22 protein-coding genes are annotated in these 26,252 nt (G+C 45.9%); 12 read left to right on the forward strand and 10 right to left on the reverse strand.

The window, feature by feature from the left end:
• Positions 1–38 precede the first annotated feature (38 nt).
• Positions 39–671, reverse strand: a complete 633-nt coding sequence (locus ABDK00_RS02410; RefSeq protein ID WP_346237911.1) for a class I SAM-dependent methyltransferase — start codon at positions 669–671, stop codon at positions 39–41.
• Positions 672–708: 37 nt separating this feature from the next.
• Positions 709–2,718: a (E)-4-hydroxy-3-methylbut-2-enyl-diphosphate synthase gene (ispG, locus tag ABDK00_RS02415; RefSeq protein ID WP_346237912.1), complete on the reverse strand. Its 2,010-nt coding sequence runs from the start codon at positions 2,716–2,718 to the stop codon at positions 709–711.
• Positions 2,719–2,845: 127 nt separating this feature from the next.
• On the opposite strand from ispG, the gene ABDK00_RS02420 reads away from it, so the two are divergent.
• From ABDK00_RS02420 to ABDK00_RS02440, 5 genes are all read left to right on the forward strand, one after another.
• Positions 2,846–3,436 (forward strand): Crp/Fnr family transcriptional regulator, encoded by a 591-nt coding sequence (locus ABDK00_RS02420; RefSeq protein ID WP_346237913.1) that lies wholly within the window; start codon positions 2,846–2,848, stop codon positions 3,434–3,436.
• Between the two features lie 92 nt (positions 3,437–3,528).
• Positions 3,529–3,918: a VOC family protein gene (locus tag ABDK00_RS02425; RefSeq protein WP_346237914.1), complete on the forward strand. Its 390-nt coding sequence runs from the start codon at positions 3,529–3,531 to the stop codon at positions 3,916–3,918.
• 5 nt (positions 3,919–3,923) lie between these two features.
• Complete coding sequence (locus ABDK00_RS02430) at positions 3,924–4,487, forward strand: dihydrofolate reductase family protein (protein ID WP_346237915.1); 564 nt, start codon at positions 3,924–3,926, stop codon at positions 4,485–4,487.
• A gap of 4 nt (positions 4,488–4,491) precedes the next feature.
• Complete coding sequence (locus tag ABDK00_RS02435; protein ID WP_346237916.1) at positions 4,492–5,277, forward strand: alpha/beta hydrolase; 786 nt, start codon at positions 4,492–4,494, stop codon at positions 5,275–5,277.
• Between the two features lies 1 nt (position 5,278).
• Positions 5,279–5,725, forward strand: a complete 447-nt coding sequence (locus ABDK00_RS02440) for an SRPBCC domain-containing protein (protein WP_346237917.1) — start codon at positions 5,279–5,281, stop codon at positions 5,723–5,725.
• An 18-nt stretch (positions 5,726–5,743) separates the two neighbouring features.
• Here the strand turns inward: ABDK00_RS02440 and ABDK00_RS02445 are convergent, their stop codons facing one another.
• Both ABDK00_RS02445 and ABDK00_RS02450 read right to left on the reverse strand, forming a co-directional pair.
• Positions 5,744–7,663, reverse strand: a complete 1,920-nt coding sequence (locus ABDK00_RS02445; RefSeq protein WP_346237918.1) for an ATP-dependent DNA helicase RecQ — start codon at positions 7,661–7,663, stop codon at positions 5,744–5,746.
• Between the two features lie 86 nt (positions 7,664–7,749).
• Complete coding sequence (locus ABDK00_RS02450) at positions 7,750–8,610, reverse strand: AraC family transcriptional regulator (RefSeq protein ID WP_346237919.1); 861 nt, start codon at positions 8,608–8,610, stop codon at positions 7,750–7,752.
• A 156-nt stretch (positions 8,611–8,766) separates the two neighbouring features.
• Here ABDK00_RS02450 and ABDK00_RS02455 point away from each other — a divergent pair, with 156 nt between their 5' ends.
• From ABDK00_RS02455 to ABDK00_RS02470, 4 genes are all read left to right on the forward strand, one after another.
• Positions 8,767–10,248: a trehalase family glycosidase gene (locus ABDK00_RS02455; protein ID WP_346237920.1), complete on the forward strand. Its 1,482-nt coding sequence runs from the start codon at positions 8,767–8,769 to the stop codon at positions 10,246–10,248.
• A 94-nt stretch (positions 10,249–10,342) separates the two neighbouring features.
• On the forward strand, positions 10,343–13,366 hold the full coding sequence (locus tag ABDK00_RS02460; RefSeq protein WP_346237921.1) for a SusC/RagA family TonB-linked outer membrane protein: 3,024 nt from the start codon (positions 10,343–10,345) through the stop codon (positions 13,364–13,366).
• Positions 13,367–13,524: 158 nt separating this feature from the next.
• Positions 13,525–15,096 carry a RagB/SusD family nutrient uptake outer membrane protein gene (locus tag ABDK00_RS02465; RefSeq protein ID WP_346237922.1) on the forward strand — a complete coding sequence of 524 codons (1,572 nt, stop codon included), beginning with the start codon at positions 13,525–13,527 and terminating at the stop codon, positions 15,094–15,096.
• Positions 15,097–15,157: 61 nt separating this feature from the next.
• Entirely contained in the window at positions 15,158–16,390 is a 1,233-nt protein-coding gene (locus tag ABDK00_RS02470) for an MFS transporter (RefSeq protein WP_346237923.1), read from the forward strand.
• 24 nt (positions 16,391–16,414) lie between these two features.
• On the opposite strand, the gene ABDK00_RS02475 is transcribed toward ABDK00_RS02470, so the two are convergent.
• Positions 16,415–18,565, reverse strand: coding sequence for a cation-translocating P-type ATPase (locus ABDK00_RS02475; protein ID WP_346237924.1), 2,151 nt, complete (start codon positions 18,563–18,565; stop codon positions 16,415–16,417).
• Between the two features lie 143 nt (positions 18,566–18,708).
• Entirely contained in the window at positions 18,709–19,233 is a 525-nt protein-coding gene (locus ABDK00_RS02480) for a C40 family peptidase (protein ID WP_346237925.1), read from the reverse strand.
• 199 nt (positions 19,234–19,432) lie between these two features.
• Here ABDK00_RS02480 and fumC point away from each other — a divergent pair, with 199 nt between their 5' ends.
• Positions 19,433–20,830: a class II fumarate hydratase gene (fumC, locus tag ABDK00_RS02485; protein WP_346237926.1), complete on the forward strand. Its 1,398-nt coding sequence runs from the start codon at positions 19,433–19,435 to the stop codon at positions 20,828–20,830.
• Positions 20,831–20,925: 95 nt separating this feature from the next.
• Entirely contained in the window at positions 20,926–21,492 is a 567-nt protein-coding gene (locus ABDK00_RS02490; protein ID WP_346237927.1) for a hypothetical protein, read from the forward strand.
• 46 nt (positions 21,493–21,538) lie between these two features.
• Here the strand turns inward: ABDK00_RS02490 and trmD are convergent, their stop codons facing one another.
• From trmD to ABDK00_RS02505, 3 genes are all read right to left on the reverse strand, one after another.
• On the reverse strand, positions 21,539–22,213 hold the full coding sequence (gene trmD / locus ABDK00_RS02495) for a tRNA (guanosine(37)-N1)-methyltransferase TrmD (protein WP_346237928.1): 675 nt from the start codon (positions 22,211–22,213) through the stop codon (positions 21,539–21,541).
• Positions 22,214–22,511: 298 nt separating this feature from the next.
• Positions 22,512–22,739 (reverse strand): hypothetical protein, encoded by a 228-nt coding sequence (locus ABDK00_RS02500; protein WP_346237929.1) that lies wholly within the window; start codon positions 22,737–22,739, stop codon positions 22,512–22,514.
• 194 nt (positions 22,740–22,933) lie between these two features.
• Complete coding sequence (locus ABDK00_RS02505; protein WP_346237930.1) at positions 22,934–23,320, reverse strand: RNA-binding S4 domain-containing protein; 387 nt, start codon at positions 23,318–23,320, stop codon at positions 22,934–22,936.
• Between the two features lie 151 nt (positions 23,321–23,471).
• On the opposite strand from ABDK00_RS02505, the gene ABDK00_RS02510 reads away from it, so the two are divergent.
• Positions 23,472–24,779, forward strand: coding sequence for a DUF2254 domain-containing protein (locus ABDK00_RS02510; protein WP_346237931.1), 1,308 nt, complete (start codon positions 23,472–23,474; stop codon positions 24,777–24,779).
• Positions 24,780–24,820: 41 nt separating this feature from the next.
• On the opposite strand, the gene ABDK00_RS02515 is transcribed toward ABDK00_RS02510, so the two are convergent.
• Entirely contained in the window at positions 24,821–26,185 is a 1,365-nt protein-coding gene (locus ABDK00_RS02515) for a dipeptidase (RefSeq protein WP_346237932.1), read from the reverse strand.
• Positions 26,186–26,252 lie beyond the last annotated feature (67 nt).

Below are 26,252 nucleotides of genomic sequence, written 5' to 3' on the forward strand. Positions count from 1 at the left end.
AACTTACATTAAATTTTGTTATGAAGAGAGGCGTTACTTCAGATTGAAGCGGATCTGTTTTTTAATACAAAGACACCCACCTCGGCTTGCTCGCTGACGGTGTTGATGCTATAATTTTTTTGATGGACGCTGAATGGAAGGAGCCTGACCAGGAATTGCCTGGCCACCAGTCGCTGCGGCGAACTAAGCAAAATGAGGGTCCCGCGTTGCAGCGCCTCCCGCATGATTTTATGCAATGATTCAAATTGCGCCGGTTCGTAATTTACATCGCTCAATAACAGCACTTCGTGCGAAGGAGCGGTGTTGATATCTTTCCAGTCGAGGGCGCGGGCTGAAACATTCTCGAGCCGGAGATGCTGAGCAGATTGCTGAACAATGTCGATGCTATCTACGTCTCTATCTGTAATGGTAACGTGCGTTGCATACCGGGCCGCAAAAATGCCCGGCAAACCCAGCCCCGCGGCTAATTCCAACACGGTTTTGCCTGAAATATAATCAGGATGTTCGGCTAAAAAATGACACAGGCCGAGAGCGGCAGGCCATACCTTCGCCCAATACGATGCTCCTTTGCGATGCTCATAGTTTTTTTTGACCGACTGCGGATCGGGAACAAAAAGTTCTTGTTCAAAATGGCCAATCGTAAAGGTTTGCAGTGACAAAGGAAAATGCATGATAGAAAAATAAAAACTAATCTTATTGCGCCCCTTGTTATGGAGTTGGTTCAGTCCAGGCCTCATTTTCCTTCAGTAGGTTGATCAGCTCTTCCACGGCTACATCGCTGTTGACATTTCTTTTCACTACTTCTTTACCCTTGTACAAGGTGATTTTTCCCGGCCCGCTGCCTACATAGCCAAAATCTGCATCGGCCATTTCGCCGGGGCCGTTAACGATACATCCCATGATGGCGATTTTAACCCCTTTAAGATGGTTGGTTACCGAGCGGATCTTCGTCGTGGTTTCCTGCAGGTCAAACAAAGTGCGGCCACAGGAAGGACAGGAAATATATTCCGTTTTGGAAATCCGCATCCGCGTGGCTTGCAGGATACTGAAAGCGGTATTATTAATGAATTGTTCGGGCGATTGATTTTTCAGGTAATTTCTACCAGAAGCGTTCAATGAAGTTGCTTTAGCATAAGCCTCATTGCTCATGCCCAGGCAAATGCCATCACCAAAGCCATCCAAAAATAAAGCGCCGGTTTCGGTCGCGTAATGAATCAGGTGTTCGTCCATTGTTTGCCAGTTGCTGTCTGTTATAAATACAACAGGAGCGGTAAGCTGTTGTTGCTTCAGGTTGATACAGGCGGCCCGGACAGCCTGCATAGCGTTCTGCTGCGTACTACTCAAACACAGAACTGTGTTAGGTTGTTGGGCAACGGCGCTCAAATGCGCCATATCTTCCGGGCAGTCGATCATTACAAAATGGATAGGGCTATCGGCTGTGGGGCCCTTCAGAAACGAGATAGCATCATAAATGGGGAAGTACTTTGTTTTATCGGAAGATGATTCCCAGTTTTCGTAAGGAACAATCACTTTTAGCGTTCCCGGCAGCGCAAAGCCTGTTTCGGGTTGATTGATATAAATATAGTCAGCTGCCGTGTCAGAAATATTCCATTTATCGTCGGCCTCGTTATATCGGTAGCCGATTCCTTCCAGGGACTGCGGGGTCAGCTGCGGCACTTTACTTAAATCTGCAATGACAACAGGCACCTGCCCACCGCCGATATTGTTGACCGCCACCGTCTGATGACGCACAAAACTAAAAGGGTTATAGGCCTGAATAGGGCATTCCGCGGCAGCATGGTCTTGCGCCTCGCCCGAAGCGGCGGCCGGTGTATTTTCACTGTATCTTTTCACAATATCGCGGCAAACGGGTATTTCAAACTCCGGATCTTCTGTCAGCGACACGCGAATGGTATCGCCAATGCCATCTTCCATCAGCGTGCCGATGCCCACAGCCGATTTAATTCTACCTTCCTCTCCATCGCCGGCTTCGGTGACGCCTAAATGCAGCGGGTAAATGTCACTGAACTCATCGTTCATTTGCTTGATCAGCAAGCGGTAGGCTTGCACCATCACCTGCGGATTGCTGGCTTTCATGCTCAATACAATTTGATGGTAATTTTCGTCTCGCGCGATACGTAAGAATTCCATCGCACTTTCTACCATGCCCATGGGCGTATCGCCATACCGGCTCATGATGCGGTCGCTCAGGCTGCCGTGGTTGGTGCCGATGCGCATGGCCGTGCCATATTCTTTACAAATTTTTACAAGCGGGGTAAATCTTGCGCGAATGCGATCTATTTCTTCGGCGTATTCGGCATCGGTGTAATCGATCTGTTCAAATTTTTTCTTATCAACATAATTACCCGGGTTGACGCGCACTTTTTCGATGATCCTTGCGGCCACTTCAGCAGCGTTGGGTGTAAAATGTATGTCGGCAATAAGGGGCGTGTTATAGCCTCTTTTCCGCAGTTCATTTTTTATATTTAATAAGTTTTCAGCTTCCTTTTTGGAAGGAGCGGTGATACGTACCAGCTCGGCTCCTGCTTCGATACAGCGAATGGTTTGCTCCACCGTTCCCAAAGTGTCCATTGTATCGGTGGTAGTCATTGTTTGAACGCGAATGGGGTGGTTATTGCCAATCAGTAAATCGCCTATTCTTACTTCTTTGGTTAACAGCCTTTTATATTGAGAAAGCGATGCAGCGAATAATTTCATTTTGCAAAGATACTAATTAGCCCAAACGGCGGTATTTTATCCTTCATCTTATTGCCTGATATAAAAAACACTGCAGAAACAAGGATTCCAAAAAGTAAAATTTTATTTTCGATAAATTTTCGTTGCCATGTCTGCTATTTTCAAAAAGATTTACCATCATCCGCTACTGTCCGACCAGGATATTGAAACCCTCGCGGCGGCTCATGAAAAAGTGGTGTTTGAAAAAGGAGCAGTGCTTCTGAGAAAAGGAAAAGTCGCCAACGAATATTATATTTTAGAACAAGGCTTGATCAGAGCGTTTGTCTATGATTACAACAATAGTGAAATAACCACAGAATATTTTACCGACGACGAACTGGTAATCGCACCGGCGTCGCTTTTTCAACGGACACCTTCGCAGGAAACATTGCAGGCGCTGACGGATTGTACCCTATGGAAGATCAGCTTTGACGCCTTCCAAATACTTTATCATAAGGTCGCTGGTTTTAGTGAATGGGGCAGGCTTTGGTTTACGCAGCAACTTTTTGCATTAAAGCAACGCTCGCTGGATATGATCACAGAAACGGCAACACACCGTTATCTCAAGCTGGTTAAAGAAAAGCCTCAAATCATCCAACACGTGCCGCTCAAGCAAATTGCATCGTACCTCGGCGTAACCGATACTTCGTTGAGCAGGATTAGGAAAGAACTCCTGAAAGCTTCGGGAACAGCCACCTGAACAGTAGCGTGATGGCCTGGTTATATTTCTTGCCAAATGACAAGTCGCGGGGGCATTTGTCTGTTTACTTTTGAATGAAATAAATAATCATTATGGAAAAGCAAAAGTTTAACCCGGTTGTTTGGTTCGAAATATATGTGGACGATATGGAACGAGCCACCCGCTTTTATGAAAGCGTACTCAATGTAAACCTTGAGCAAATGTCTAATCCCACCGACCAATCGATGCAAATGAAATCTTTTCCCGGCGATATGCAAAGCCACGGCACTTCGGGCACCCTCGTTAAAATGGAAGGGATGAAAGCCGGAGGCGGCAACACCGTTATTTATTTTGGCTGTGAAGACTGTGCTGTTGAAGAAAGCAGGGTGGAAGCCGCCGGCGGCCAGGTGTTCCAGAAAAAAATGTCGATTGGGGAATATGGATTTTGTTCGCTTTGTAAAGACTCGGAGGGCAATTCCTTCGGTTTGCATTCCCTGAAATAGCGCTCATGCGAAAACTTAAATTAATCGTTCATATTTCTTTGGACGGATTTGTAGCCAGCGAAAATGGAAGCCTTGACAAGTTTGAAATGGCCGAGGACAACCTGGCCTGTGTAGTCGAGATTGCTTCGGAAGCCGATACGATTTTATCCGGCCGAGTAACCCATGAAATGCTTGAGCAGTATTGGCCCGGCGCAGCAAAAAAGCCGGCGGCCACCCGTGCCGAAATCCGGTATTCAAATTGGTATAACCAGGCCCGGAAAATTGTAGTTTCGAAAACTATGCAGAACGCTTCGGGCCTCGTTTTGGCAGATGATTTTATCGATAGCATAAAGCAACTGAAAACCAAGCCCGGGAAAGCAATGGTCATATTTGGAAGCCCGTCGATAGCAGGCGCATTAATGGCGCAAAACATGATTGATGATTATTGGCTTTTTGTAAACCCGGTGATGTTTGGGAATGGCATTCGCTGGTCATCAAAATTTGAGGGTAGCAGGCAGCTAAAAATTTCAGAGACCAGGCGTTTTGTCAACGGCGCCATTGGCCTGAATTATCATCTTATCAAAAAATAAACTGATGAAACCCGGCGAAAGCGGTTATAAAGATATTAATGGTATTAAGCTTTACTATGAAGTGTATGGCGCCGGCCAGCCACTCACGTTGGTTCATGGCGGTGGTTCCTCAATCCGGTTAGATTTTTCTGAAATGATTGAGCGGCTAAGCGGTGATTTTAAATTGATTGGAATGGATCTCCAAAATCATGGCAAATCGGGCCACCGGCAAACGCCCGAAACTTTCGAGCAGGACGCCAGGGATGTTGTGGCGTTGCTGCATGCGTTGGGAATTGAACGCTCTTCTTATTTTGGCTTTAGCAACGGCGCTACCACGGTGCTGAAAATTGCGCACCTGTTTCCGGAAAAGACAGATCGCGTTATAGCCGCTTCGGCTGTCGTGAAACGCAATGGCATGATCGATGGTTTTTTTGAGGCCATGAATCAGGTGACGATCAATGATATGCCGGCGTACCTTCAAGAAAATTTTTTACAATTGAATCCTGGTGCATTGGAGCGGCTTAATAACATGTTTGAAAAAGACAGTCAGCGGATGATCCATTTCGAAGATTGGGAGGATTTGGTCTTACAATCTATGCAAGCGCCGGTTTTTCTGATGAGTGGTGACCGGGATGTTGTAAAGCCCGAACATACCGTTGAATTGAAGCGTTTGATCCCCGATTCTAAAATGATGGTTCTTCCCGCCGGCCATGGTTCATTCATGATGGCCGATGAAAATGGACGAGTTGATAATGAGCTCATTAATTTTACAACACTACAGATTAAACAATTTTTAAACGAAAAAAGATAAGATGGAGCAACAAGTAGTCGCAAAAGCAAGCATAGGAATTCAAAAGCTGGTAGGGGAAGTATTTGAGGCAATTGTGAATCCTGAAATGATGAAGCAATATTTTATTGCCGAAGGATCGGGAAGAATGGAGCAGGGCCAGTCGCTCCATTGGTCTTTTCCAGAGTTTGAGGGTTCGTATCCGGTCTCGGTTTTGGAAATAGTCCAAGACAAAACTATCGTGTTCGAATGGGACCCAAAATCAAGAGTAACGATTGAATTGGAAAGTATGCAGGAAAATGACACGATTGTCCGGGTTGCCGAGGCAGGGCATCAACTTGATGAAGCGGGTGTCAAATGGGCTATCGGACAAACTGAAGGCTGGGCCAATTTTTTAGCTTGTATGAAAGCCTGGCTGGAATATAAAATTCATCTCAGGAAAGGTGCTTTTGATTTTATGAAACAATCCTAAGCCTGCTGCACCGGCCGTCTAGCCTTGCTTATAAAATATTTTGCCGTCCGGTTCGATAAATATGGATCCTTCATCTACCCAATGATTGATGACGGTCCAGATATGCTCCCGCCGGTGCTCTTTTAAAAGAGAAAAGACGGCTTCGGTCGTCAACGGCTTTGTCAAAGCAGCTTTCAGGTCAGCCGTAATGGCGGTGAAGTGTTCGTTTGATAAAGATGGTTTTTTTCGTTGTAAACAATTGTCGCAGACACCGCAATCGTTGAGCGCCGTGTCTCCAAAATAATGACCGATCGTTTTGCTTCTGCATTCAGAAACATCGGTGGCGTAATCGATCATTTTCTGGATTCTTTCTGTAAAAATATTCTTGCGCTTTTCGTGTTCTTCGCGGTTGATCGTCAGCAAATCTGTTTTGATGCGCGTCCTCGTCAGCATCACCTGCGGTTCATCTTTTTGAGGCTGATAAATGATGACGCCATCCGCATGCAGTTTGTGCAACTGTTCTTTAATAACCGCTACGTCAAAGTTGAGCCGGCGGGCGATAAAAGTTTCCGAGATATAAACGGGATAATCATAAATGCCTTCATAGGTTCTCAAAAGCGTTTTGATCAAAGGTTCGTAGTCTGCAAATTTCTTTTCATATTCATATAAATCTTCTTTGTAAATATGAAAACGAAGGGTAGAAGGGCTGAACACCTGTTCATTAAAACTGAGCCAACCGTCCTGTTCGAGCGCCTTTAAGCCATATAAAGTAGTTTGAATATCCTGCGAAAATTTTTTGATATAATCTTTCAGATTGAAATCATAACTATGTCCGGGGGCTTCTCCCTGCGGCAATTGAAGATAATGGACTACATTTCTATACACATTTCGAATCGTAGTTACATCAGGATAGCGGATCTCCGGCAGGGATTTCAACTCGTCTATGGCTGCGTCGTCGTATAGCAATACGGCAAATGCTTTTTTGCCATCTCGCCCTGCGCGGCCGGCTTCCTGGTAATAATTCTCCAGGCAGTCAGGCAAATCTGCGTGGATGACAGCGCGCACGTCGGGTTTGTCGATGCCCATGCCAAAGGCGTTGGTGCAAACGATCACCCTTACCTGGTTTTTGACCCAGCGTTCCTGTTTCTTGGCGCGCTCTTCTGTTGGCAGCCCCGCATGGTAAAAGTCTGCTTCAAGGCCTTGCGCGCTCAGCATTTCGCTAATTTCTTTAGATCTTTTCCGGGTTTTACAATACACGATCGCCGATCCTTGAACACTTCTTAGCACATTCACGATCTTGTGAATGCGGGAAGTTATTTTAAAAACACTGTAAGAAAGATTGGGCCTGTTGAAAGACTGCCGGAAAATTCTAAACGGGGGCTCTCCTTCGACGAGCAGTTTGTCGCAGATATCCTGCTGAACAACAGGCGTAGCCGAGGCGGTAAGCGCGATAACAGGAACCCCCGGCAACGCTTCGCGCAGGTTGGCAATACGCAAATACGGCGGCCGGAAATCGTAGCCCCATTGCGAAATGCAATGGGCTTCGTCTACTGCGATAAACCTGATGCCCAGGGCCGGCAAAAATTCTTTAAACAGAGCCGTCTCGAGACGCTCGGGAGAAACATATAAAAATTTGCAGTTGCTATGCGCTGCCATTTCCAGAATGCTGATCACCTCGCGGCGCTGCATGCCCGTGTGGATGCTGAAGGCGGTAATATTTTGTCGGCGGAGATTTTGAACCTGGTCGTTCATCAGTGCGATCAGCGGAGAAATAACCAGGCAAAGGCCGTCGGTGGCGAGGGCAGGCACCTGGTAGCATAAAGACTTGCCCCCGCCGGTGGGCATCAGGGCCAGCACATTGCTGCCTTTCAGGAAAGTTTCGATAATTTCTTCCTGCATGGGCCTGAAATCGTCGAAGCCGAAATATTTTTTTAGCGTTTCGCGTGCAGTAGAAGTCATGCTGTGCTGATTACACCTTTCAAAAGTACAACTAAAAATAGCGACCTCCGCCAGATGATTCCTTAATTAAATACTTCCAGCGCCATTCACTGGGTCGCTTTGAGGCCCAGGGATTTATTTCTGAAATCAGATGGTGTTTCATTCATGATTTGTTTGAACAAGCGGTTGAAGTAGGTAACGTTATTAAATCCGCAGGCGTAACTTACTTCCGAAACATTGTTTTCCTGGTGTAATAATATGCAGGCTCTCTGAATGCGGTATTGGTTGACAAACTCAGAAAACGTTATCTGTGTAGTCTTTTTAAAAAAATTGCAGAAAGAGGGGACAGACAAACCGACCATTTCGGCAATTTTTTGGATCGGTATGGGATTTTGAAAATTCTTTTCCACGAAGTCAAAAACCTTTTGTAAACGGGCTTTGTGCTTCGAAAGCAGATTGGGAGAAACGATCGTTTTGTTCAACACCACATATTCATCTGAATGAGCCAGGAGGTCGAAAAGTTCGAGCAAGAGGATCAGCCTCCTCAACGGCTTTTCGTTTACCATGGCCAACATCATGCTGCCCGCTTCTTTTTTGGTTGCGCCAAAAAAGGCAAGACCATAACTCGCCCGACCCAGCACTTTTTCCAAGGCGCTCATTTCGTTAAACCGAAACGGCATATTGGAGGGATTCAACTGAAGCACCACTTCTTCGTGCCAGCCGGTAGCGTTTAATCCGAACCCCGCGTGAGGCAGGTTGCTGCCGATCATAACCAGGTCGCCCTGCCGATAGGTGCTAAGGTGGTTGCCTACATGGCGCGTGCCATTTCCATCGGGCACAAATACGATTTCGTATTCCGGATGATAATGAAACTGCCAGATAAAATCCGCGCTTTTTACCATTTTATGATGCAGCAGCCGAAAAGAACTTCCCGGGTCCGCTTTTATGATTTCATATTCGATTTTCATGATTCAGTTTTAAAAATATCAAAAACGGTTAATATAGTTCAAGAAAAAATGAATAGGGTTGTATTTGGTTGCGCGCAGGAATATGATTTTTGTTATGAAAACGATTTGCAATAAACCAAATTCGGGCGTCACCCCGAAGACCATCAAATTGAAACTATGATTGCTGCCGAACAACATTACGCTCAGGGCGTACTTTTTGCCGATGTGCAACGCCAGTATATTTTTGGTGATCAGAAAATCTTTCCCGATGCTGAACCCTTACATGCGCTACCCTTTATTGAAGCTAAATATTCGAATAAAAAAAATCAACCCGGTTTTGACCTTACCCGCTTCGTAAACGAAAACTTTCTGCTGCCTCAATACGCTGCATCTGCAAACAACTCAATCAATCGCACAATAGAAGATTATATTATCAATTTATGGGATAGCCTTACCAGGAGCCATACCAGCTACCGCGGGTCGCTTATCGCGCTACCCAGGCCCTACATTGCGCCTGGCGGCCGCTTTAACGAGCTTTATTATTGGGACAGTTATTTTACCATGTTGGGGCTTATGCAAAGCGGGCGTTTGAAGATGGTGGAGCATATGGTCGATAATTTCACTTATCTGATCAACAGCATCGGCTTCGTGCCCAATGCTACGCGTACTTATTATCTCACCAGGTCGCAAATCCCGTTTTACGCGCCCATGGTGAGGTTGCTTGAGGAAGCGAAGGGCGCTGCTATCCTGAAAAAATATTTGCCCGCGCTCGAAAAAGAATATGCCTTTTGGATGAAAGGTAAAGAGGCGCTAAATGAAGCGTTCGACGCTAACCTGCATGTTGTCAAAATGGACGGTGGTGCGCTGCTCAACCGCTATTGGGATACGGAAAACCGCCCCAGGCCGGAGGGATACGCTTTCGACCTTGAAGCCTTTAAATTGGCCAGTGATAAAGAAAATTTTTATCGAAATATCCGCGCGGCCTGTGAGTCCGGATGGGATTTTTCGAGTCGTTGGCTGGCCGATGGAAAGAATCTGCACAGTATTTGTACGGTGGATATCGTTCCGGTTGATTTGAATTGCATGATGTTTTACATGGAGAAGACCCTGCTGGACGCCTATGATGTGGCCGGAAATAAATTGATGAAGCAAAAATTTGAAAAGATTGTAAGCCATCGGACTGAAGCTATAGAAAAATACTTCTGGGACGATTCGTGCTCGATTTATAAAGATTATCATTTGAAAAAAGGATGTTCAACCGAAGCCATCACCCTGGCGATGCTGTTTCCCCTTTTTGTGGGCGTGAGCCCACGCCCGCGGGCAGAAAAAGTGCTGCGGTTTGTAAAAGAAAATTTACTGAGAGCCGGCGGATTGCTTACCACGCAAAGCGCTACCCAGCATCAGTGGGACGCACCGAAGGGTTGGGCGCCACTGCAATGGGTGGGCTATCTGTCGGCATTGCGTTATGAGGATTTTGATCTGGCGAAGGCCATTAAAAAAAACTGGATGCACAATGTGGAGCACCACTACACGCAAACCGGGAAACTCATGGAAAAATATCCGGTGGATGACTATAAATCATTAGGAGGCGAATACCCCAACCAGGAAGGTTTTGGATGGACAAACGGCGTGTACCTGAAAATGAAATACAGCACCTGATGGCGGCCGTAATTGGAAACCGTCTGGCGCTTTTTAATATGTAAATGTTTTGCCAATGAATCTTTTTTTTCTTAAAAACTTAAACTCAATTATTATGGAAAGACCACCGTTATTAACCAGGCGAAATGTGCGGCTGGGCAGGCTGCTAATGCTGTTTCTGCTGCTGGTTTTGTTTGCAGACAGTAATGCCCAGACCGGACGCATCAGTGGTAAGGTGTCCAACGACAAGGGCGAGCTGCTTGCAGGCGCGACCGTCGTACTTGTCGAAAAAAATGAAAGTATTTCAGTAGGAAGCGATGGCGCTTTTTCGTTCGCCAATCTTGCTGACGGCTCCTACACCCTGACCGGATCTTTTGTGGGCTACACAGAAAACACACAAGCCGTAACGATTGCAGACGGAAAAGAGCAGGTTGTTGATTTGGTTTTAACAGCCGCCACGCAGATGATCGATGAAGTGGTGGTGATAGGATACGGAACCGCCCGGAAAAAGGATTTGACGGGATCTATGGTTACCATCAGCGAGAAAAATTTTAATAAAGGCATCATGACCAATCCGGATCAATTAATACAAGGTAAGACGCCGGGTGTTATGGTAATCAATAATACCGGGCAGCCCGGCGGGTCGGTAACTGTTCGCATCAGAGGGAACTCTTCTATCAGGGCCAGCAACAATCCTTTGTTTGTTTTAGACGGAATACCCATGTCGGGAAACTCCCCGCTGCCGGAAGGGCGTGGTGATTTTTCATCCGACAGAGGTAACCCGCTTACCTATCTGAATCCGGGCGATATAGCCAGCATGGACATCCTGAAAGACGCTTCTGCTACCGCCATCTATGGGTCGCGTGGTGCAAACGGCGTCGTTATTATCACCACAAAAAAAGGAAAGGTAGGGCCACCTGTTGTTTCAGTCGGCGCGTCAGCAGGGTTTTCCAATATGCGCGAATATCCGGATGTGCTGGATGCCGGCAGGTTTAGAGAAGCGCTCAATTATTACACGCCTTCCGAAGCGGCCAATGCCGACTTTGGCAGCGATGTGAATGCTTTTAAAGAAATTACCCGCAACGCCGTCACTCAAAATTATTACGCGGATGTGGCAGGGGGAACCGAGCATGGCAAATACCGTTTGTCGGGTGGCTATCTCAATCAAAATGGAATTATTGTGGGCTCGCAGTTAAAAAAATACACGGCCAACTTTACCGGTAATTTCCGGTTTTTAGAAAGCAGGAAACTGGGGCTTGACTTCTCTTTATTCCTAACCCAAATGAACAACAGGTACGCGCCGATCAACGTGGGCGTGGGGGCTCAGGGAAATGTAATTTCTCAGGCGCTGCAGTGGAACCCGACGCGTCCGCTGCGCGATGACCAAGGTAATCTTACCTTTATTAATACCACTACCAGAAACCCTTTAGCCAGCATTGAAGCATTTAAAGATCTGGCGGTGACTAACACAATGGTGGTTAATCTTTCTCCTTATTATAAATTTACCGATGATCTCGAATATCGTTTTGCTTATAGTGTAATGCGGCAAACCGGCGCCAGGAATGGTATGTATCGCGCCGGGATCATTGATCCTTCTGCGGTGAACAATGAGCAGGCTTTCATTTCTAATAATGGTGAAACCAACCAGCAGATGACGCATACCCTGTCTTTTAATAAAGATGTGAGTGATGACTGGAGCATCAACGCGGTGGCTGGTTATGAGTATCTCGACTATACGTTTAATAACAATATTAGTTTTGCCGGCGGCTTCCGGGATCTGGGGCTCGATTATTTTGACTATTTACAATACTCGCCGGTTTCTACGCGTGATATCGCATCTTACCGCAGTCCGACCAACCAGTTACAGTCGCTTTTTTTAAGAGGCGGGTTTAATTATCTCGACCGTTATCTGTTAACAGCAACGGTAAGAAGAGATGGCTCCACCAAATTTGGTATCAATAATAAATATGCGATTTTCCCTTCTGTTGCCGTAGCCTGGAATATTGCCGAAGAAGCATTTCTTAAAGCCAACCGGAATGTAAATCAGTTGAAATTAAGACTGGGTTGGGGTACTACCGGCAACCAGGAGTTTCCTTCCGGGGCGTCGCTCAACAGACTTGTTTTTGGCAACCAAAGTATTAGCCAGGCAAACTATGGTAATCCCGATTTGAAATGGGAAACTTCGGCCACCATCAATGCAGGTATTGACTTTGCTATATTGAATAACCGCATTTATGGATCGGTAGATTATTTTAACAAAAAAACGACCGATGCATTGTTCGAGCAAACCCTCGCCCAGCCGGCTCCTTCCGGACGTATTTGGGTGAATCTTGATGGAGAAATTGTGAACAAGGGCGTTGAAGTTGCCGTTACAGGAACCATTATTAAAAATCAGGACTGGACCTGGGATCTCACCGGTAATGCCACGTTTTTGAAAAACAGCGTAAGCGGCCTTGTGGGTTATTATGAAACCGGCGCCCTGCGTGGACAAGGGTTTTCGGGTGTATTGGGCCAGCGCATGGTAAACGGCCAGCCGCTCAATGTGTGGTACCTCGCAATTCATGAAGGAATTGATCCGCAAACAGGAATGAGTATGTATCGCGGTGCGGATGGCAGCATCAGCAGTAGCAACGATCCGGCGATCAATAAGTTTTATGCCAATAGTCCAAACCCTACCACGCTGTTGGGGATATCTACTAATCTTACGTATAAAAAGTTCAGCTTGGGAGCCAATATGAATGGCGCTATGGGCCATTATCTTTTCAATAATACAGCGGCGACCACTTTGGGGCTTAGCAATTTATCGCTTAGAAATATCGGCAGCGCCTTCTTTAATACCGATGTGAAGGAGTCGACTTCCAACTCGGCTTCGCCATCTACAAGATATCTTGAAAAAGGGAACTATCTTAAAATGGCCAACCTGACATTGAGTTATAAAGTGGGTGATATCGGCAATACCTTTAAGAATTTCAACGTATCGCTTACGGGGCAGAACCTGTTTATTATTACGAAGTACACGGGTTTTGATCCGGAAGTCAATACGGATGGAACAACGAATGGTATTCCGTCTTTGGGAATTGAATATCTTCCTTACCCGCCGGCACGCACCATATTGCTGGGCATTAATTTCTCATTGTAAAAACTGATAAGTCATTTAAGAGAATATTTTTTTAAAGCAATGCAATGAATGAGATGAAACGATCCAACTCGAATTTTTACTTCGGGATATGTTCGGAAAGATCTTCCATCACATCATTAACAAACGGCCTGCTCCACGCAGGCACAAAAAATAAACACATGAAATCGAAATCATTATTATACCTCATACTTTTCAGTGCGCTGGTAGCAGGAGGGGCTTCCTGCACCAAACTGATTGAAGAATTTAAAAGCGAGCTGGAGGAAGGCTCCACCAACGTTGATCCGGCAGGATTGCTTATTACCGCGTACACATCGCTCAACACACCCTACCAGCAGGAGCAACGCTGGGTGATGCAGGAGATATCGACCGATGCGGCGATGGCGCCAACCCGGGGCGGGGACTGGGATGACAATGGGATGCACCGCGCCATTCATCTGCATACCTGGAATGCGGACAATGGTTATATGAACAACACGTTTGTAAGTTTGGGCACCGCCATATATAATGCCACCAATGTGCTTCGTTTTAGCCCGAGCCAGCAACAGGGCGCGGAAGCCCGTTTTATCCGTGCTTTGGCTATGTTTGATATGCTCGATTTGTATGGTGTTGCCCCCATAAGAGAGGGCGCTTCGCTGGAAGATTTTAGAATTGCGCCCGAAGTGTTGCAACCGCAGGCGGCCATTGAATATATTGAAAAAGAACTCAATGAAATTATCGCGCAGCTGCCCAACAGCGACACCAAATCAGCGTATGTTGCCAACCGCAACGCGGCCAAAGTATTACTGATGAAACTTTATCTCAATAAAGGAGCGTTCTTAAACCGGCAGGCGCCCACTTTTGCTGCGGAAGACATGAACAAAGTGATCACGCTTGCCAAAGAGATAACTGCCAGTGGCTTTTACAGCGTTTCGGCGGCCGGAAAATATTTTGACAACTTTGCTCCCGATAACGATACAAAGTCAACGGAGAATATTTTTACCCTGTTTAACAAAAACGGTGAAAGGGGCGGCAATGTCGACAGGACCTGGAATACGATTGCCCACTACAATATGAGGCCTGGCGGTTGGAATGGCTGGTGCACGTTGTCCGATTATTATGACAAGTTTGCCGCCAACGATGAACGGAGAGGCATCTATTATAATTATCCGGCAGACACTACGTCTAACAGAAGTAAAGGTTATAACAGGCAGAATGTTGGTTTTTTCGCCGGCCAGCAATATAATTGGAGCACCAATGAACCGCTACAGGCGCGGAACCCCGCCAACACGCCATTGATATTTACACGGGAAGTAACTATCCGAACTTCGGGCGCGACGCTGGAAACAGCAGGCATCAGGCCTATGAAATATGCTTTCGATTATGGCGTTACGGGGCAGCGCAATAACGACTGGGTGGTGTATCGGTATGCTGATGTGCTGTTGATGCAGGCAGAAGCGATTTTGAGAGGCGGCGCCGGCACTGCGTTGGAAGCGTTAACGCTGGTGAATAGCATCCGCCTGAACAGAGGGGTGACTCCTTTCGTTTCTTTAACCTTAGACAATTTATTAGATGAGCGGGCGAGAGAATTGTATTGGGAGGGTTGGAGAAGGCAAGACCTGATTCGCTTTGGGAAATTTTTGCAGGCCTGGCAAGAGAAGGCCGCTGATCCGGATCCTAAGACTTTGGTTTATCCGATCCCAAGCCAGCAGATCGCTGTGAATCCTAATCTTTCTCAAAATCCCGGATATTAGTTTTTCTTAATGAGTAGCCCGGAGATGCCTTTCATGTTGCATCTTCGGGCTTTATTATTGAATGATGAATGCAAATTGGAAAATAAAAGTCTCACTTTACTTAAATTATTTCGTTTTCGCGATTCTTTTGAACAGCGTCGGCATTGTAATCGCAAAATCTATCAACGTATATGGCGTTGATGAAAGGGCGGCCTCCATTTTGGAAGCCTTTAAGGATTTGCCAATCGCTATTGTTTCATTTTTTGTCGCATCTTTTTTACCAAGGATCGGCTATAAAAAAGCGATGTTGGTGGCCTTGGCGCTTGTCTTTGCCGGATGCCTCGGAATGTATTTTGCTAACAGTTTTTGGGGCGCCAAGCTGATGTTTCTTTCGGTTGGAGTAAGTTTCGCGCTTATTAAATTATCGGTGTATAGTTTGGTAGGTGTGGTCACTTCCGGTCCCCGTCAACATGCTGCTTTGATGAGTTCAATTGAAGGGTTTTTTATGGTCGGCATTGCCAGCGCCTATTTTTTGTTTCCCGCCTTTTATGATGATGCAAACGAGCGGTCCTGGTTGAACGTCTACCTGCTGCTTTGCGTATTGATCTTTATATCAATTTTATTTCTGCTTTTTTCGGGGGTTCGCATTCCAAAGCAAACAGTGACAAGCGATTGGAGGGCCGATATAAAAAATTCGCTCGCCTTATTAACGCTGCCACTGGTATTGGTGTTTATTTGCGCTGCCTTTTTCTTTGTGATGATTGAGCAGGGGATTATGACCTGGTTGCCTCGCTTCAATGAAAAGATATTCTCGTTTTCAGAAGTGCTAAGTGTGCAAATGGCTTCCCTGTTGGCCATTTCGCTTGCGGCGGGCAGGTTTATCGCCGGCTGGCTCGCGAAGCGGATTTCCTGGTCTCATATTGTTATCGCCTGCGCCCTTGCCTCGGGTGGGTTGTTATTAATTGTATTGCCCGCCATTCGTACAAGCGCCAATTTAGGTCAGCTTACCAGCGTATTGCAGGTGCCGGCGATTGGTTTTGCGCTTCCTTTTATAGGGTTATTTATAGCGCCAATTTATCCGTTGCTTAATTCGACGGTTTTAAGCCATTTGCCAAAAAATCTTCACGCTCCCATGTCAGGGCTGATCATCATTTTTTCGGCGTTGGGCGGCACGCTGGGATCCAGGATGGTGGGGATTTTATTTGGACGCATTGGCGGTGTCAACGCTTTTTATTTCTTGATTATACCGCTACTACTGCTGGTTGTAGCCGTGTTGCTTATTCGAAAAATTACATCCAAAGCTAAACCGGATTAGCGACGATGTGCTAATGTCCATTTTCTATTTCACCTTTTTTATAGCCAGCCGGCCGCTGTTTAAAGCCAGCACCACATCGCTGAAAGCCATCACCAACGCGCCAAACTGAGGCGTTAAGAACCCTAACGCTGCCACGGGAATGGCGATGATATTATAAGAAAAGGCCCAGAAGAGATTTTCTTTAATTGTTTTATAAGTATGCCGGCCCAGGCCCAAAGCAGTGGGCAGGTTTTTCAAACCATGGTTCATCAATACCACCTGAGCTGTTTGCATGGCGATCTGCGAAGCGTCGCTCATGCTGATACCAATGGTGGCCTGCGCTAAAGCAGGTGCGTCGTTAATGCCGTCGCCCACCATCGCTGTGGGCGCTTCAGCATTCTTTTTAGCTACGATAGCGAGTTTTTCTTCCGGCTTTTTTTCTGCGATCACTTCGTCAATACCCAATATGCCGGCGATATGTTCGGCTTTTGCTTTTTTGTCGCCGCTCAGTAAAATGGTTTTGATGTTTTTACTGTGAAAATAGTTCACAACTGATTTCGCCTCCGGCCGTAATTCGTCAACAACATCAATGTATCCGATCAATTGATTGTTTTCAACCACATAGATATTATGGGTGTCATCTTTGGTCAGGTGCGCTGCTATTTTGTAGGAGCCCGCGCGGTATTCGTTGCCGCCTTTATCGGAAGCCCGCATGCCTTCGCCTTTGATCTCATCAATTTTTTGCCAGCGGATTTCTCCGTTTGCCTTCCATTCTTTAGCAAACACTTTGGCGATCGGGTGGTTGGAATACTTTTCTAAAGAATAAACCAGCAGTTTAAATGCCGCCTCATCAATGCGCGGGTCTAATATTTTATAATTTGAAATGGAAAATTTTCCGGTGGTTAATGTGCCGGTTTTATCAAAGACGACCTGGCGGATATCTTTAAAATGTTCGAGGCTGGTAGCGTTTCTAAAAAGTATTCCGTTGCGGGCGCCACGTCCCAAACCAACTGCGATTGCCGCAGGCGTCGCCAAACCCATCGCGCAGGGACAGGCGATCACCAACACAGCGATGGCGCGCATCAACGACGGTGTGAAGTCTTTTAATACCACCCAATTGATAATGAGCGTTAGCGCTGCAATTCCCAATACCACCGGGATAAAGACCGCGCTTATTTTATCTGCCATTTGTTGTACCGGCGGTTTTTCACCCTGCGCTTCTTCTACCATGTGAATGATGCCCGAAAGTACGGTGTCGTTTCCGACCGCGGTTACCTGGGCCTTGGCTGTTCCGTCGGTAATGATACTGCCTCCGATCAACCTTGCTTTCTTTCCCTTGGAAACCGGCACGCTCTCCCCTGTGATGATAGATTCATTAACGCTCACGTCGCCCCATAAAATTTTACAATCCGTTGGAACCTGTTCGCCACTTTTTAACAAGATAAGGTCTCCTGTCCGCAGGGCGCTGCTTTCTACCGGAAATACATTTTCATTGTGATCACTATCATACGCGATCATGTTGGCCATTACCACCTGTGTTTCCGCCAGCTTTTTCAGTTGGGACTGGGTAGATTGAACCGCTCGTTCTTCCACATAATTTCCAAGAAAAACCAGCGTGATCACGGTCGCGGCTGTTTCGAAAAAAATATAAGCATGCTGCCCGGTGATTAAACCATACAAACTGTAAATAAATGCGGCCGTAGCGCCAATAGCGATTAAAACATTCATATTCGGCATACCATTGCGAATGCTTTTCCAGGCGCTTATACCAAAAAAAGACGTGCCTACAACATACACCGGCAAACACAAGAGGAGCTGCACATAAGGCTGCATCAGCCAGCTGTCGTGCATGGCGGGAAACATGTGCAGCATCAATACCAGGGTGAAAGGAAGACAGAACCAAAAGCGTTGCTGGTTATTTTTGAGAAAGCCCGATTGCTTTTCTTCATGCGAATGATCGTGGCCGTGTGAGGGCGCGGCGGATTTGTTTACCACTTTGTATCCCAAACCAGCTAAGCCTTTAGATATTTTTTCGACCGGCGCGCTTCCGCTATTTTCAAAACTCACGTTGCCCGTTGCGAAATTGACCCGTACATCTTTCGCTCCTTCTTTATTCAGGTATTTATTGATAGTGAGCGCGCAGGTAGCGCAATCCATGCCTTCTACGGTCCAGTTTATTTTTTCTTTTGCTTCCATGATTCGCTATTATAACAAGCAAAGTTATACCAAGGTTGCGTGCGGCCGGGTGGTCTGAGCGTTTATAATTACTACCTCGTTGCAGAAAGGCCAACTATTATTGCATTGACGTTGCGATAATAGATGCAGGCTGCTCAAAATGGCTACAAGCCGCGTTCGATATTGATAACTTTGACAAATCTTGCCTGGTAGTGACTGGTCATCGAACTGATCGTAACGCCGTTGGCTTTTCCCGAACTGGAATGGATAAATCGCAGGCTGTCGGTATTGTCTGTAATAATGCCCATGTGTCCAACGATCAGCGAAGCAGAATCCGTTCCGGTGAATAAGATGAGGTCTCCTCTTTTTGCATTCGCAGGCGCCACTTGCCGGCCTTTGTCTGTAAAGTCGACAGAAGAGCGCGGCACTTGATAACCAAAATGATTAAAAACATAGGTAATAAACCCCGAACAGTCAAAGCCTTTGGCAGGGTCGCTCGAAGCATACAAATAAGGCACGCCTAAAAGCGTTTCGGCAAAATCAACTACCGCCATCACATTTATACTGGAATCGTTTTCCGCCGGAAATTTCAAAAGCCGGGAAACCGTATCGGGCTGCGGAATTGCCGAACCGGGGCCGTTTGCCAAAGGCGTAGCTTCCGAAGGAGCGGCTTTCGTTTTAAAATTCATTACCGTTGTTGCGTAATATATCAATCCGGATAAAACGAATAATATGATAAGGAAATATTTTAACACGTTTGGCGGTTTGATACGTTTTTAATAGCAACCGCTATGCCGAAAAAAGGGTTCCGCTTCGGCCGGAAAATTATTTTACTGCGAATGCGTCTAAACAATACCTTTGTTTGCATCTCAAAAAATTGTAACGATTATGGAATACAGAATTGAAAAAGACACCATGGGCGAGGTAAAAGTGCCGGCACAAGCCTACTACGGGGCGCAAACCCAGCGTTCGATCGAGAACTTTAAAATTGCGCAGGACATTAACAAAATGCCTCAAGAAATTATTAAAGCCTTTGCTTACCTGAAAAAGGCGGCAGCTATCACCAATCAGAAAGCAAAAGTATTACCCAAAAATAAAGCGGTATTAATTGGCAAGGCCTGTGATGAAATTTTGGACGGTAAGCTCGACGATCAGTTCCCGCTCGTGGTTTGGCAGACCGGTAGCGGAACGCAGAGCAATATGAACGTGAATGAAGTGGTTGCTTACCGCGGCCATGTGCTCAATGGCGGCAAGCTAACCGATAAAGAAAAATTTTTACATCCCAACGATGATGTAAATAAAAGCCAAAGCAGCAACGACACTTTCCCGACAGCAATGCATATCGCCGCCTATAAAATCCTGACTGAAGTTACCATTCCGGGTATTGAAAAGCTGCGGGATACGCTGAAGAAGAAAAGCAGGCAATACATGAAAGTGGTAAAGATTGGCCGTACGCATTTTATGGACGCCACGCCGCTTACGGTAGGGCAGGAGCTAAGCGGCTACGTGTCGCAGCTCGATCATGGACTGAAGGCTATTAAAAATACATTACCGCATTTGAGTGAACTGGCGTTGGGAGGTACCGCTGTGGGGACAGGCATCAACACGCCGGAGGGCTATGACAAAAATGTGGCGGCAGAAATTGCGCGTTTGACGAAGCTGCCATTTAAAACGGCCGATAATAAATTTGAGGCGCTCGCCGCGCACGACGCAATCGTTGAAGCGCACGGCGCCTTAAAAACCGTAGCGGTTAGTTTGATGAAAATTGCCAATGATATCCGCATGTTATCCAGCGGGCCGCGCAGCGGCATCGGCGAACTTTATATTCCTGACAACGAGCCGGGTTCTTCGATTATGCCGGGCAAGGTGAACCCCACGCAATGCGAAGCTTTGACCATGATCGCCGCGCAGGTGATGGGAAATGATGTTGCGATTAGCGTCGGCGGCGCCAACGGGCATTTTGAGCTGAATGTATTTAAACCGGTTATGATCTATAACTTTCTGCACAGCGCAAGGCTGATCGGCGATGGTTGTGTTTCATTCAATGATAAATGTGCGGTTGGTATCGAGCCTATCAAGGAAAATATTAAAAAGCATGTTGACAATTCGCTGATGCTGGTGACGGCTTTAAATACCAAAATAGGATATTACAAGGCTGCAGAAATCGCGCAGAAAGCGCACAAAGAGGGAAGCACGCTCAAAGAAATGGCCGTGAAACTGGGCTATCTCACCCCCAAAGAATTTGATGAGTGGGTGGTACCCGGTAAGATGGTGGGAAAAATATAATTTTTTCTAACAAATACTTTTTTTAAAATTGCATCTAAGTTTGAAAGCCCGGTTATTTAACCAGGCTTTTTTCTTTAACTCCTAATATAGCAACCATGAAAAAACGAACTGCATTCATATCGGGAATCAGCATGCTGTTTTTATTAAATTCTCTTGCAACATCAGCACAAAAGCCCTCCGTCCAAGGTTTGCCAAAAGTAGAAGCCGGTTTGGGAGGCTTTGGAGGAGCTTACGAAGCTAAGTTAGGCAGAAAATTTTCCATTGATCTCGGTGCCGGTATAGGCGGACGCTACGAAATTTATAACTACACTTTTGCTTATATCATAGCCGACAGCAGAAGCTGGATCCCGGCGCTTTACATGCAAGTCAATCCACGCTTTTACTATAATCTTTCAAGAAGAGATGTCAAAGGAAAGATAATCGCCAACAATTCAGGAAACTTTTTCGGGTTAAAAATAAAGGTAGCGCCTCATACAGCGCAGATTAACCCGGGAGCATTGATCAATTTTCATTGGGGTTTACAGCGTGCTTACGGTCGCAGTAATAAATGGTTGTTTAATACACATGTGGGGCTCGGCTACGGGGGTAATATTGGAAAGGGTGGAAGCGAGGGTATGATATATCCGTCTATAGATGCAAAATTTGCGTACCGTATTTTTTAATAAAAGCATAACCCACTCTTAGGAAAGCCAGCAAAAGGCGGCGCTACTAATCAAGCAAATCCGGCCGTCTTTCTTTTGTTCGCTGGATGGATTGTTCGTAGCGCCAGTCTTCTATTTTTTTATGGTCGCCGCTCATGAGTACATCGGGCACCCGATGGCCGCGAAAATCAACGGGGCGCGTATAAACCGGCGGCGCCAGTAAATGATCCTGAAATGAATCGGTTAGTGCTGAAGTTTCGTCGCCCAAAACGCCTGGCAGCAACCTGCCGATAGCGTCTACCAATACCGCCGCCGCCAGTTCGCCGCCGCTTAAAACGTAATCGCCGATAGACACTTCTTTGGTAACGTATTGCTGGCGTATGCGCTCATCAATACCTTTGTAATGGCCGCAGATCAATAATAAATTATGTTTTAAAGAAAAGCTATTTGCCATTTTCTGGTCGAGCCTGGCGCCGTCGGGCGTGAGATAGATTATATCGTCGTAGGCCCTTTCTTTCGACAGCTCTTCTATCGCATTGGCAAGCGGTTCGCACATCATCACCATGCCCGCGCCCCCGCCATATTGGTAATCGTCTATCTGGCCGTACTCATTGACGGCCCATTTGCGCAAGGCGTGGGTTTGTACGGTCAGCAAACCCTTTTCCTGAGCGCGTTTCATGATGCTGTGCTCGAAGGGGCTGGCTAATAATTCGGGAAGAACGGTAAGGATATCGATGTGCATAAGGACAAATGTACGGCGTAAAAATGTACGTTGTACGGGTTCGTGTATGGTCGATGGTTTGCATTTAATCTTAAACCATCCGCAACGTATGGTTTGGGCGAGTAGATATGATTACGGGAGCAGGCGTAGCAGCGTTTTCAATTGATGAGGCGTAATATTTTCTGTTTCCGATTTATCGTAATAGAAAGCAGGTAGACAGTTTTGTTTTTTATGACAATATGCGTTATTCTTTTTTTAAAGAGATATATTTTTTAGCAAGCCTTTTTATTTGCTTATCAAATAATGCATGCTAATGATCTTATAGCTCATCTAATAATTCTCTTGCGGGACGACCCTTCTTTTTTCCGGCTTCAATCAATTTTACTTCTTCCACAGCCTGCCTCAATTCGCGCAAAAGGCGGGACTCTTTTTGCTTTTTTTTCTTTTTCTCAGACGGGGGGACACTCGTTTTTACATAAGAAATATCATTCAACACTTCCATTAACGCAGGTGCTTTGTCATCTGGTATTTCTATTAAAATTTTCATTCGTTAATTATTTTTCTTTAGACTGGTAGTACCGCTAACCCAGTTGGTTTCATTCGTAAATTTTTTATGTTTTTATGGGTCGGATGCCCGCCTGAACTTTCGGGCAGGGAACTTATCAGGTATAAAATTTTCATTCCTCTGTGTGATAAAAAATTTTATAATGAACGTTTCATCTGATGATTCAAAATTATATATTATTCGCCGTCCATAAAGTCGTCCAGGTCGCGGCGCTCTTTTTTGGTGGGGCGGCCGATTTTGCTCAGGCGTTTTCCGCTGTAGAATGATGCGGCCTGCACTTTGGCTTTTTCCAGTTCTTCGGGCGGTGTCAGATCGACATAATATTTTATAGCTTCTTCATATTTTTTGCGGGTATGCAAAAGGCCGGTCACTTTTATGCGCCACTTTCGCCCTTCCGTCCGCACATCATAAATATCGCCCAAATGCACATTTTTTCCGGGCTTGGCCGATTCTTCCTGATATTTTACGCGGTTATCGTTGCAAGCATCAGTAGCGAGCCGCCTGGTTTTAAACAGCCGGATCGACCACAAATATTTATCGAGGCGTAATTTCTCCTTTTCCATGCCAACAAAGATTGCAATTTTTCCGCATTTTAACTCCTCGTTCTTTGGGACCTGTTGCCTTACTGTCTCTACGCCTAAAACCCACGCGCGCTATTTTTGATCCTGATGACAGGCCTCAAATGTGGTACAGATTCTATTAACTTTGAACCTAATGAGTACTTTAAAAACCGTCACCTTTCGAATTGCCAGTTTCCTGAAAAACATCGGTAACAACATTGTTTTCATACCGGCCATGATGGGTGTGGGCGGCGTCGTGCTGGCCGTGTTTATGTATTATTTGGAGTCCATTGGTATTTCCGAATTTTTGATTGACAAAGTACCCTTTTTGGTTGTCAATAATTATGATACCGCTTCAACTTTATTAAGTACATTTTCCGCGGGCGTCCTTTCTATCCTGGTTTTCAGCTTTTCGATGGTGATGCTGTTGCTGAACCAGGCGGGAAGTAATTTTTCACCGCGGGTATTGCCCAGCCTGATATCCGTGAAATCGCACCAGTATATCATCGGCCTTTTTTTAGGGTGCATTCTTTACTGCGCCGTCGTACTTATCGGGCTAAAGCCGACCTCTAATCAATACCACCTTCCCGGCTTTTCGGTTTTATTGGGTATGCTGTTCACTGTGGTGTGTTTGTTCTCTTTCATCTATTTTATCGACTCCATTTCAAAATCAATTCAGGTGCAAAATATATTGTCCAATATTTTTTCGCATACACGCACCAGGATGGAAAAAAAGCAGGAGCATGATGATAAAAATGTGGGTGATGCACATTTCAACGGACAAATCCGGGAACCGCACCATTCGACAAAATCCGGGTATCTGCGAGAAATTAATGAAGGCCGCCTGTTGAACGTGGCAGCGGATCATCAGGCAAAAATTGATGTTGTTGTATTAAAGGGCAGTTTTGTGTTGCAGGATCAATTGCTTTTTTTGTCAGATAAAAAGTTGGAGGACGACGTGTTGAACCACTGTCAGGATTGCTTTATTATTGACCGCCGCGGGGAAAATATAAAAGAAAATTATTTACTGGGATTTAAGCAAATCTCGGAAATAGGCATCCGTGCTATGTCTCCGGGCATCAATGATCCGGCGACGGCCATCACCACCATCGATTATTTGACCGAATTGTTTTCCATCCAAATGCACTTGCGCGATGGTAACCAGTTTTTAAAAGATCAGGACGGCAATGTTTGGGTAAGCTTGCAAAGTGCCAACTTTAAGGATTTGCTTTATCAGGTGATGACGGAGTATAGGCAGTATTGCAAAGCTGATATGAGTTGCATGCAGAAACTGGTGTTGATGTTGCAGCAATTAAAAAAGCAGCCCCAGGCATCTGCAGCGCATCAAAAAGCCATTGACAGCGAGTTGCTGATGCTCCTGCAGGACGGGGAAAAAGCGCTTGAAAACTTAGCCGACCTGGAAGTATTCAAATCGCTGTTTCCCGCTTTGCCGAAAAAATAGCAGTGCAGAAATATCGTTAATTGAAAGACGTATTGCCTCCCTTACTCCGCAAAGAATTTGTGGAAATACGGTATGGTTTCAATGCCTTTGTAATAATTCTCAATATTGTATTTTTCATTGGGGCTGTGCAGGCCGTCGTTGTCCAGGCCAAAGCCCATAAAAATGATCTTAATGCCCAATTCACTTTCGAGTGTGTGACAAATAGGAATGCTGCCGCCGCCTTTGATCGGAATAGGCGTTTTACCGAAGGTAGTCTCCAGGGCCTTACTTGCCGCCTGGTAACCTTTGCTGTCAATAGGAGTGCCATAGGGCTCGCCGCCATGATGTTCAAAAGCATTCACGGTAACGCAAGAAGGTGCAATTTTCCTGAAATGAGCCAGCAGTAGTTCGGTTATTTTTTCACTGGTTTGATTAGGAACCAGGCGGGCAGAAATTTTGGCAGTCGCCTTTGCCGGAAGCACGGTTTTCGCTCCTTCGCCCGTGTAGCCGCCCCAAATGCCATTTAGCTCCAGGGTGGGTCGGATGCCGGTGCGCTCGTAAGTGCTGTAATTTTTTTCTCCCCAAAGCTCCTTAATGCCTATTTCGTCTTTATACTCCTTTTCATCAAACGGCGCACTGTTGATTAGCGCCCGCTCTTCCTCCGAAAATGTTTGCACATCGTCATAAAAGCCGGGAATGGTGATATGATTATTTTCATCGTGGCAGCTGGCGATCATTTTCGATAAAATAACGATCGGGTTAGCCACCGCACCGCCGTAAGTGCCGCTATGCAAATCGCGGGCGGCTGCTTCGACCTCCACTTCAATATAACTCAATCCGCGCACGCCGGTATCCAGAGAAGGGTTTTCCATGCTCAGCAGCGAACTGTCGCTGATCAAAATAACATCGGCTTTTAATAATTCTTTGTGGCCGGCAATAAATTTTCCCAGGTTGGGCGATCCCACTTCTTCTTCCCCCTCAATTATAAATTTGATATTGGTGGCCATGGTGTTTGTTTTTACCATTGTTTCCAACGCTTTCACGTGCATATAAAACTGGCCTTTGTCGTCGGCGCTGCCGCGGGCAAATACTTTTCCGTCTTTTACTGTCGGCTCGAAAGGCGGCGTTTCCCAAAGCTCGAGCGGCTCCACCGGTTGCACATCATAATGGCCATACACCAATACGGTGGGCTTGGAGGGGTCAATAATCTTTTCGCCATAAACGACCGGATGGCCTTCGGTTTCCATCACTTCAGCCTTGTCGCAACCGCTGCTGAGCAAAGACAATTTTACAGCTTCCGCACATTTCAGCATATCTGCGGTATGTTCGCTTTTAGCGCTAACCGACGGAATACGCAGCAAATCCATCATTTCATTTAAAAACCGGTCTTTATTGTTGTCCTGATATTCTTTCCAAATCGCGTTCATATTGATGTATTTATGTTAGGCCACGAAGGTAACAGATTTAGGCAAAGTGCAAAATCCGCAATGCGGA

It is taken from the genome of Niabella insulisoli (genome assembly GCF_039652435.2).
Classification (GTDB): Bacteria; Bacteroidota; Bacteroidia; order Chitinophagales; family Chitinophagaceae; genus Niabella; species Niabella insulamsoli.

What these genes read in the sequence shown, in the direction of transcription:
- ABDK00_RS02450 (WP_346237919.1), bottom strand. Translation starts at nt 8,610, where the DNA reads ATGAAAATCGAATATGAAATCATAAAAGCGGACCCGGGAAGTTCTTTT.
- ABDK00_RS02505 (WP_346237930.1), bottom strand. Translation starts at nt 23,320, where the DNA reads ATGGAAAAGGAGAAATTACGCCTCGATAAATATTTGTGGTCGATCCGG.
- ABDK00_RS02465 (WP_346237922.1), top strand. Translation starts at nt 13,525, where the DNA reads ATGAAATCGAAATCATTATTATACCTCATACTTTTCAGTGCGCTGGTA.
- ABDK00_RS02425 (WP_346237914.1), top strand. Translation starts at nt 3,529, where the DNA reads ATGGAAAAGCAAAAGTTTAACCCGGTTGTTTGGTTCGAAATATATGTG.
- fumC (WP_346237926.1), top strand. Translation starts at nt 19,433, where the DNA reads ATGGAATACAGAATTGAAAAAGACACCATGGGCGAGGTAAAAGTGCCG.
- ABDK00_RS02435 (WP_346237916.1), top strand. Translation starts at nt 4,492, where the DNA reads ATGAAACCCGGCGAAAGCGGTTATAAAGATATTAATGGTATTAAGCTT.
- ABDK00_RS02445 (WP_346237918.1), bottom strand. Translation starts at nt 7,663, where the DNA reads ATGACTTCTACTGCACGCGAAACGCTAAAAAAATATTTCGGCTTCGAC.
- ABDK00_RS02490 (WP_346237927.1), top strand. Translation starts at nt 20,926, where the DNA reads ATGAAAAAACGAACTGCATTCATATCGGGAATCAGCATGCTGTTTTTA.
- ABDK00_RS02460 (WP_346237921.1), top strand. Translation starts at nt 10,343, where the DNA reads ATGGAAAGACCACCGTTATTAACCAGGCGAAATGTGCGGCTGGGCAGG.
- ABDK00_RS02515 (WP_346237932.1), bottom strand. Translation starts at nt 26,185, where the DNA reads ATGAACGCGATTTGGAAAGAATATCAGGACAACAATAAAGACCGGTTT.
- ABDK00_RS02480 (WP_346237925.1), bottom strand. Translation starts at nt 19,233, where the DNA reads ATGAATTTTAAAACGAAAGCCGCTCCTTCGGAAGCTACGCCTTTGGCA.
- ABDK00_RS02420 (WP_346237913.1), top strand. Translation starts at nt 2,846, where the DNA reads ATGTCTGCTATTTTCAAAAAGATTTACCATCATCCGCTACTGTCCGAC.
- ABDK00_RS02510 (WP_346237931.1), top strand. Translation starts at nt 23,472, where the DNA reads ATGAGTACTTTAAAAACCGTCACCTTTCGAATTGCCAGTTTCCTGAAA.
- ABDK00_RS02470 (WP_346237923.1), top strand. Translation starts at nt 15,158, where the DNA reads ATGATGAATGCAAATTGGAAAATAAAAGTCTCACTTTACTTAAATTAT.
- ABDK00_RS02440 (WP_346237917.1), top strand. Translation starts at nt 5,279, where the DNA reads ATGGAGCAACAAGTAGTCGCAAAAGCAAGCATAGGAATTCAAAAGCTG.
- ABDK00_RS02455 (WP_346237920.1), top strand. Translation starts at nt 8,767, where the DNA reads ATGATTGCTGCCGAACAACATTACGCTCAGGGCGTACTTTTTGCCGAT.
- ABDK00_RS02475 (WP_346237924.1), bottom strand. Translation starts at nt 18,565, where the DNA reads ATGGAAGCAAAAGAAAAAATAAACTGGACCGTAGAAGGCATGGATTGC.
- ABDK00_RS02500 (WP_346237929.1), bottom strand. Translation starts at nt 22,739, where the DNA reads ATGAAAATTTTAATAGAAATACCAGATGACAAAGCACCTGCGTTAATG.
- trmD (WP_346237928.1), bottom strand. Translation starts at nt 22,213, where the DNA reads ATGCACATCGATATCCTTACCGTTCTTCCCGAATTATTAGCCAGCCCC.
- ABDK00_RS02410 (WP_346237911.1), bottom strand. Translation starts at nt 671, where the DNA reads ATGCATTTTCCTTTGTCACTGCAAACCTTTACGATTGGCCATTTTGAA.
- ispG (WP_346237912.1), bottom strand. Translation starts at nt 2,718, where the DNA reads ATGAAATTATTCGCTGCATCGCTTTCTCAATATAAAAGGCTGTTAACC.
- ABDK00_RS02430 (WP_346237915.1), top strand. Translation starts at nt 3,924, where the DNA reads ATGCGAAAACTTAAATTAATCGTTCATATTTCTTTGGACGGATTTGTA.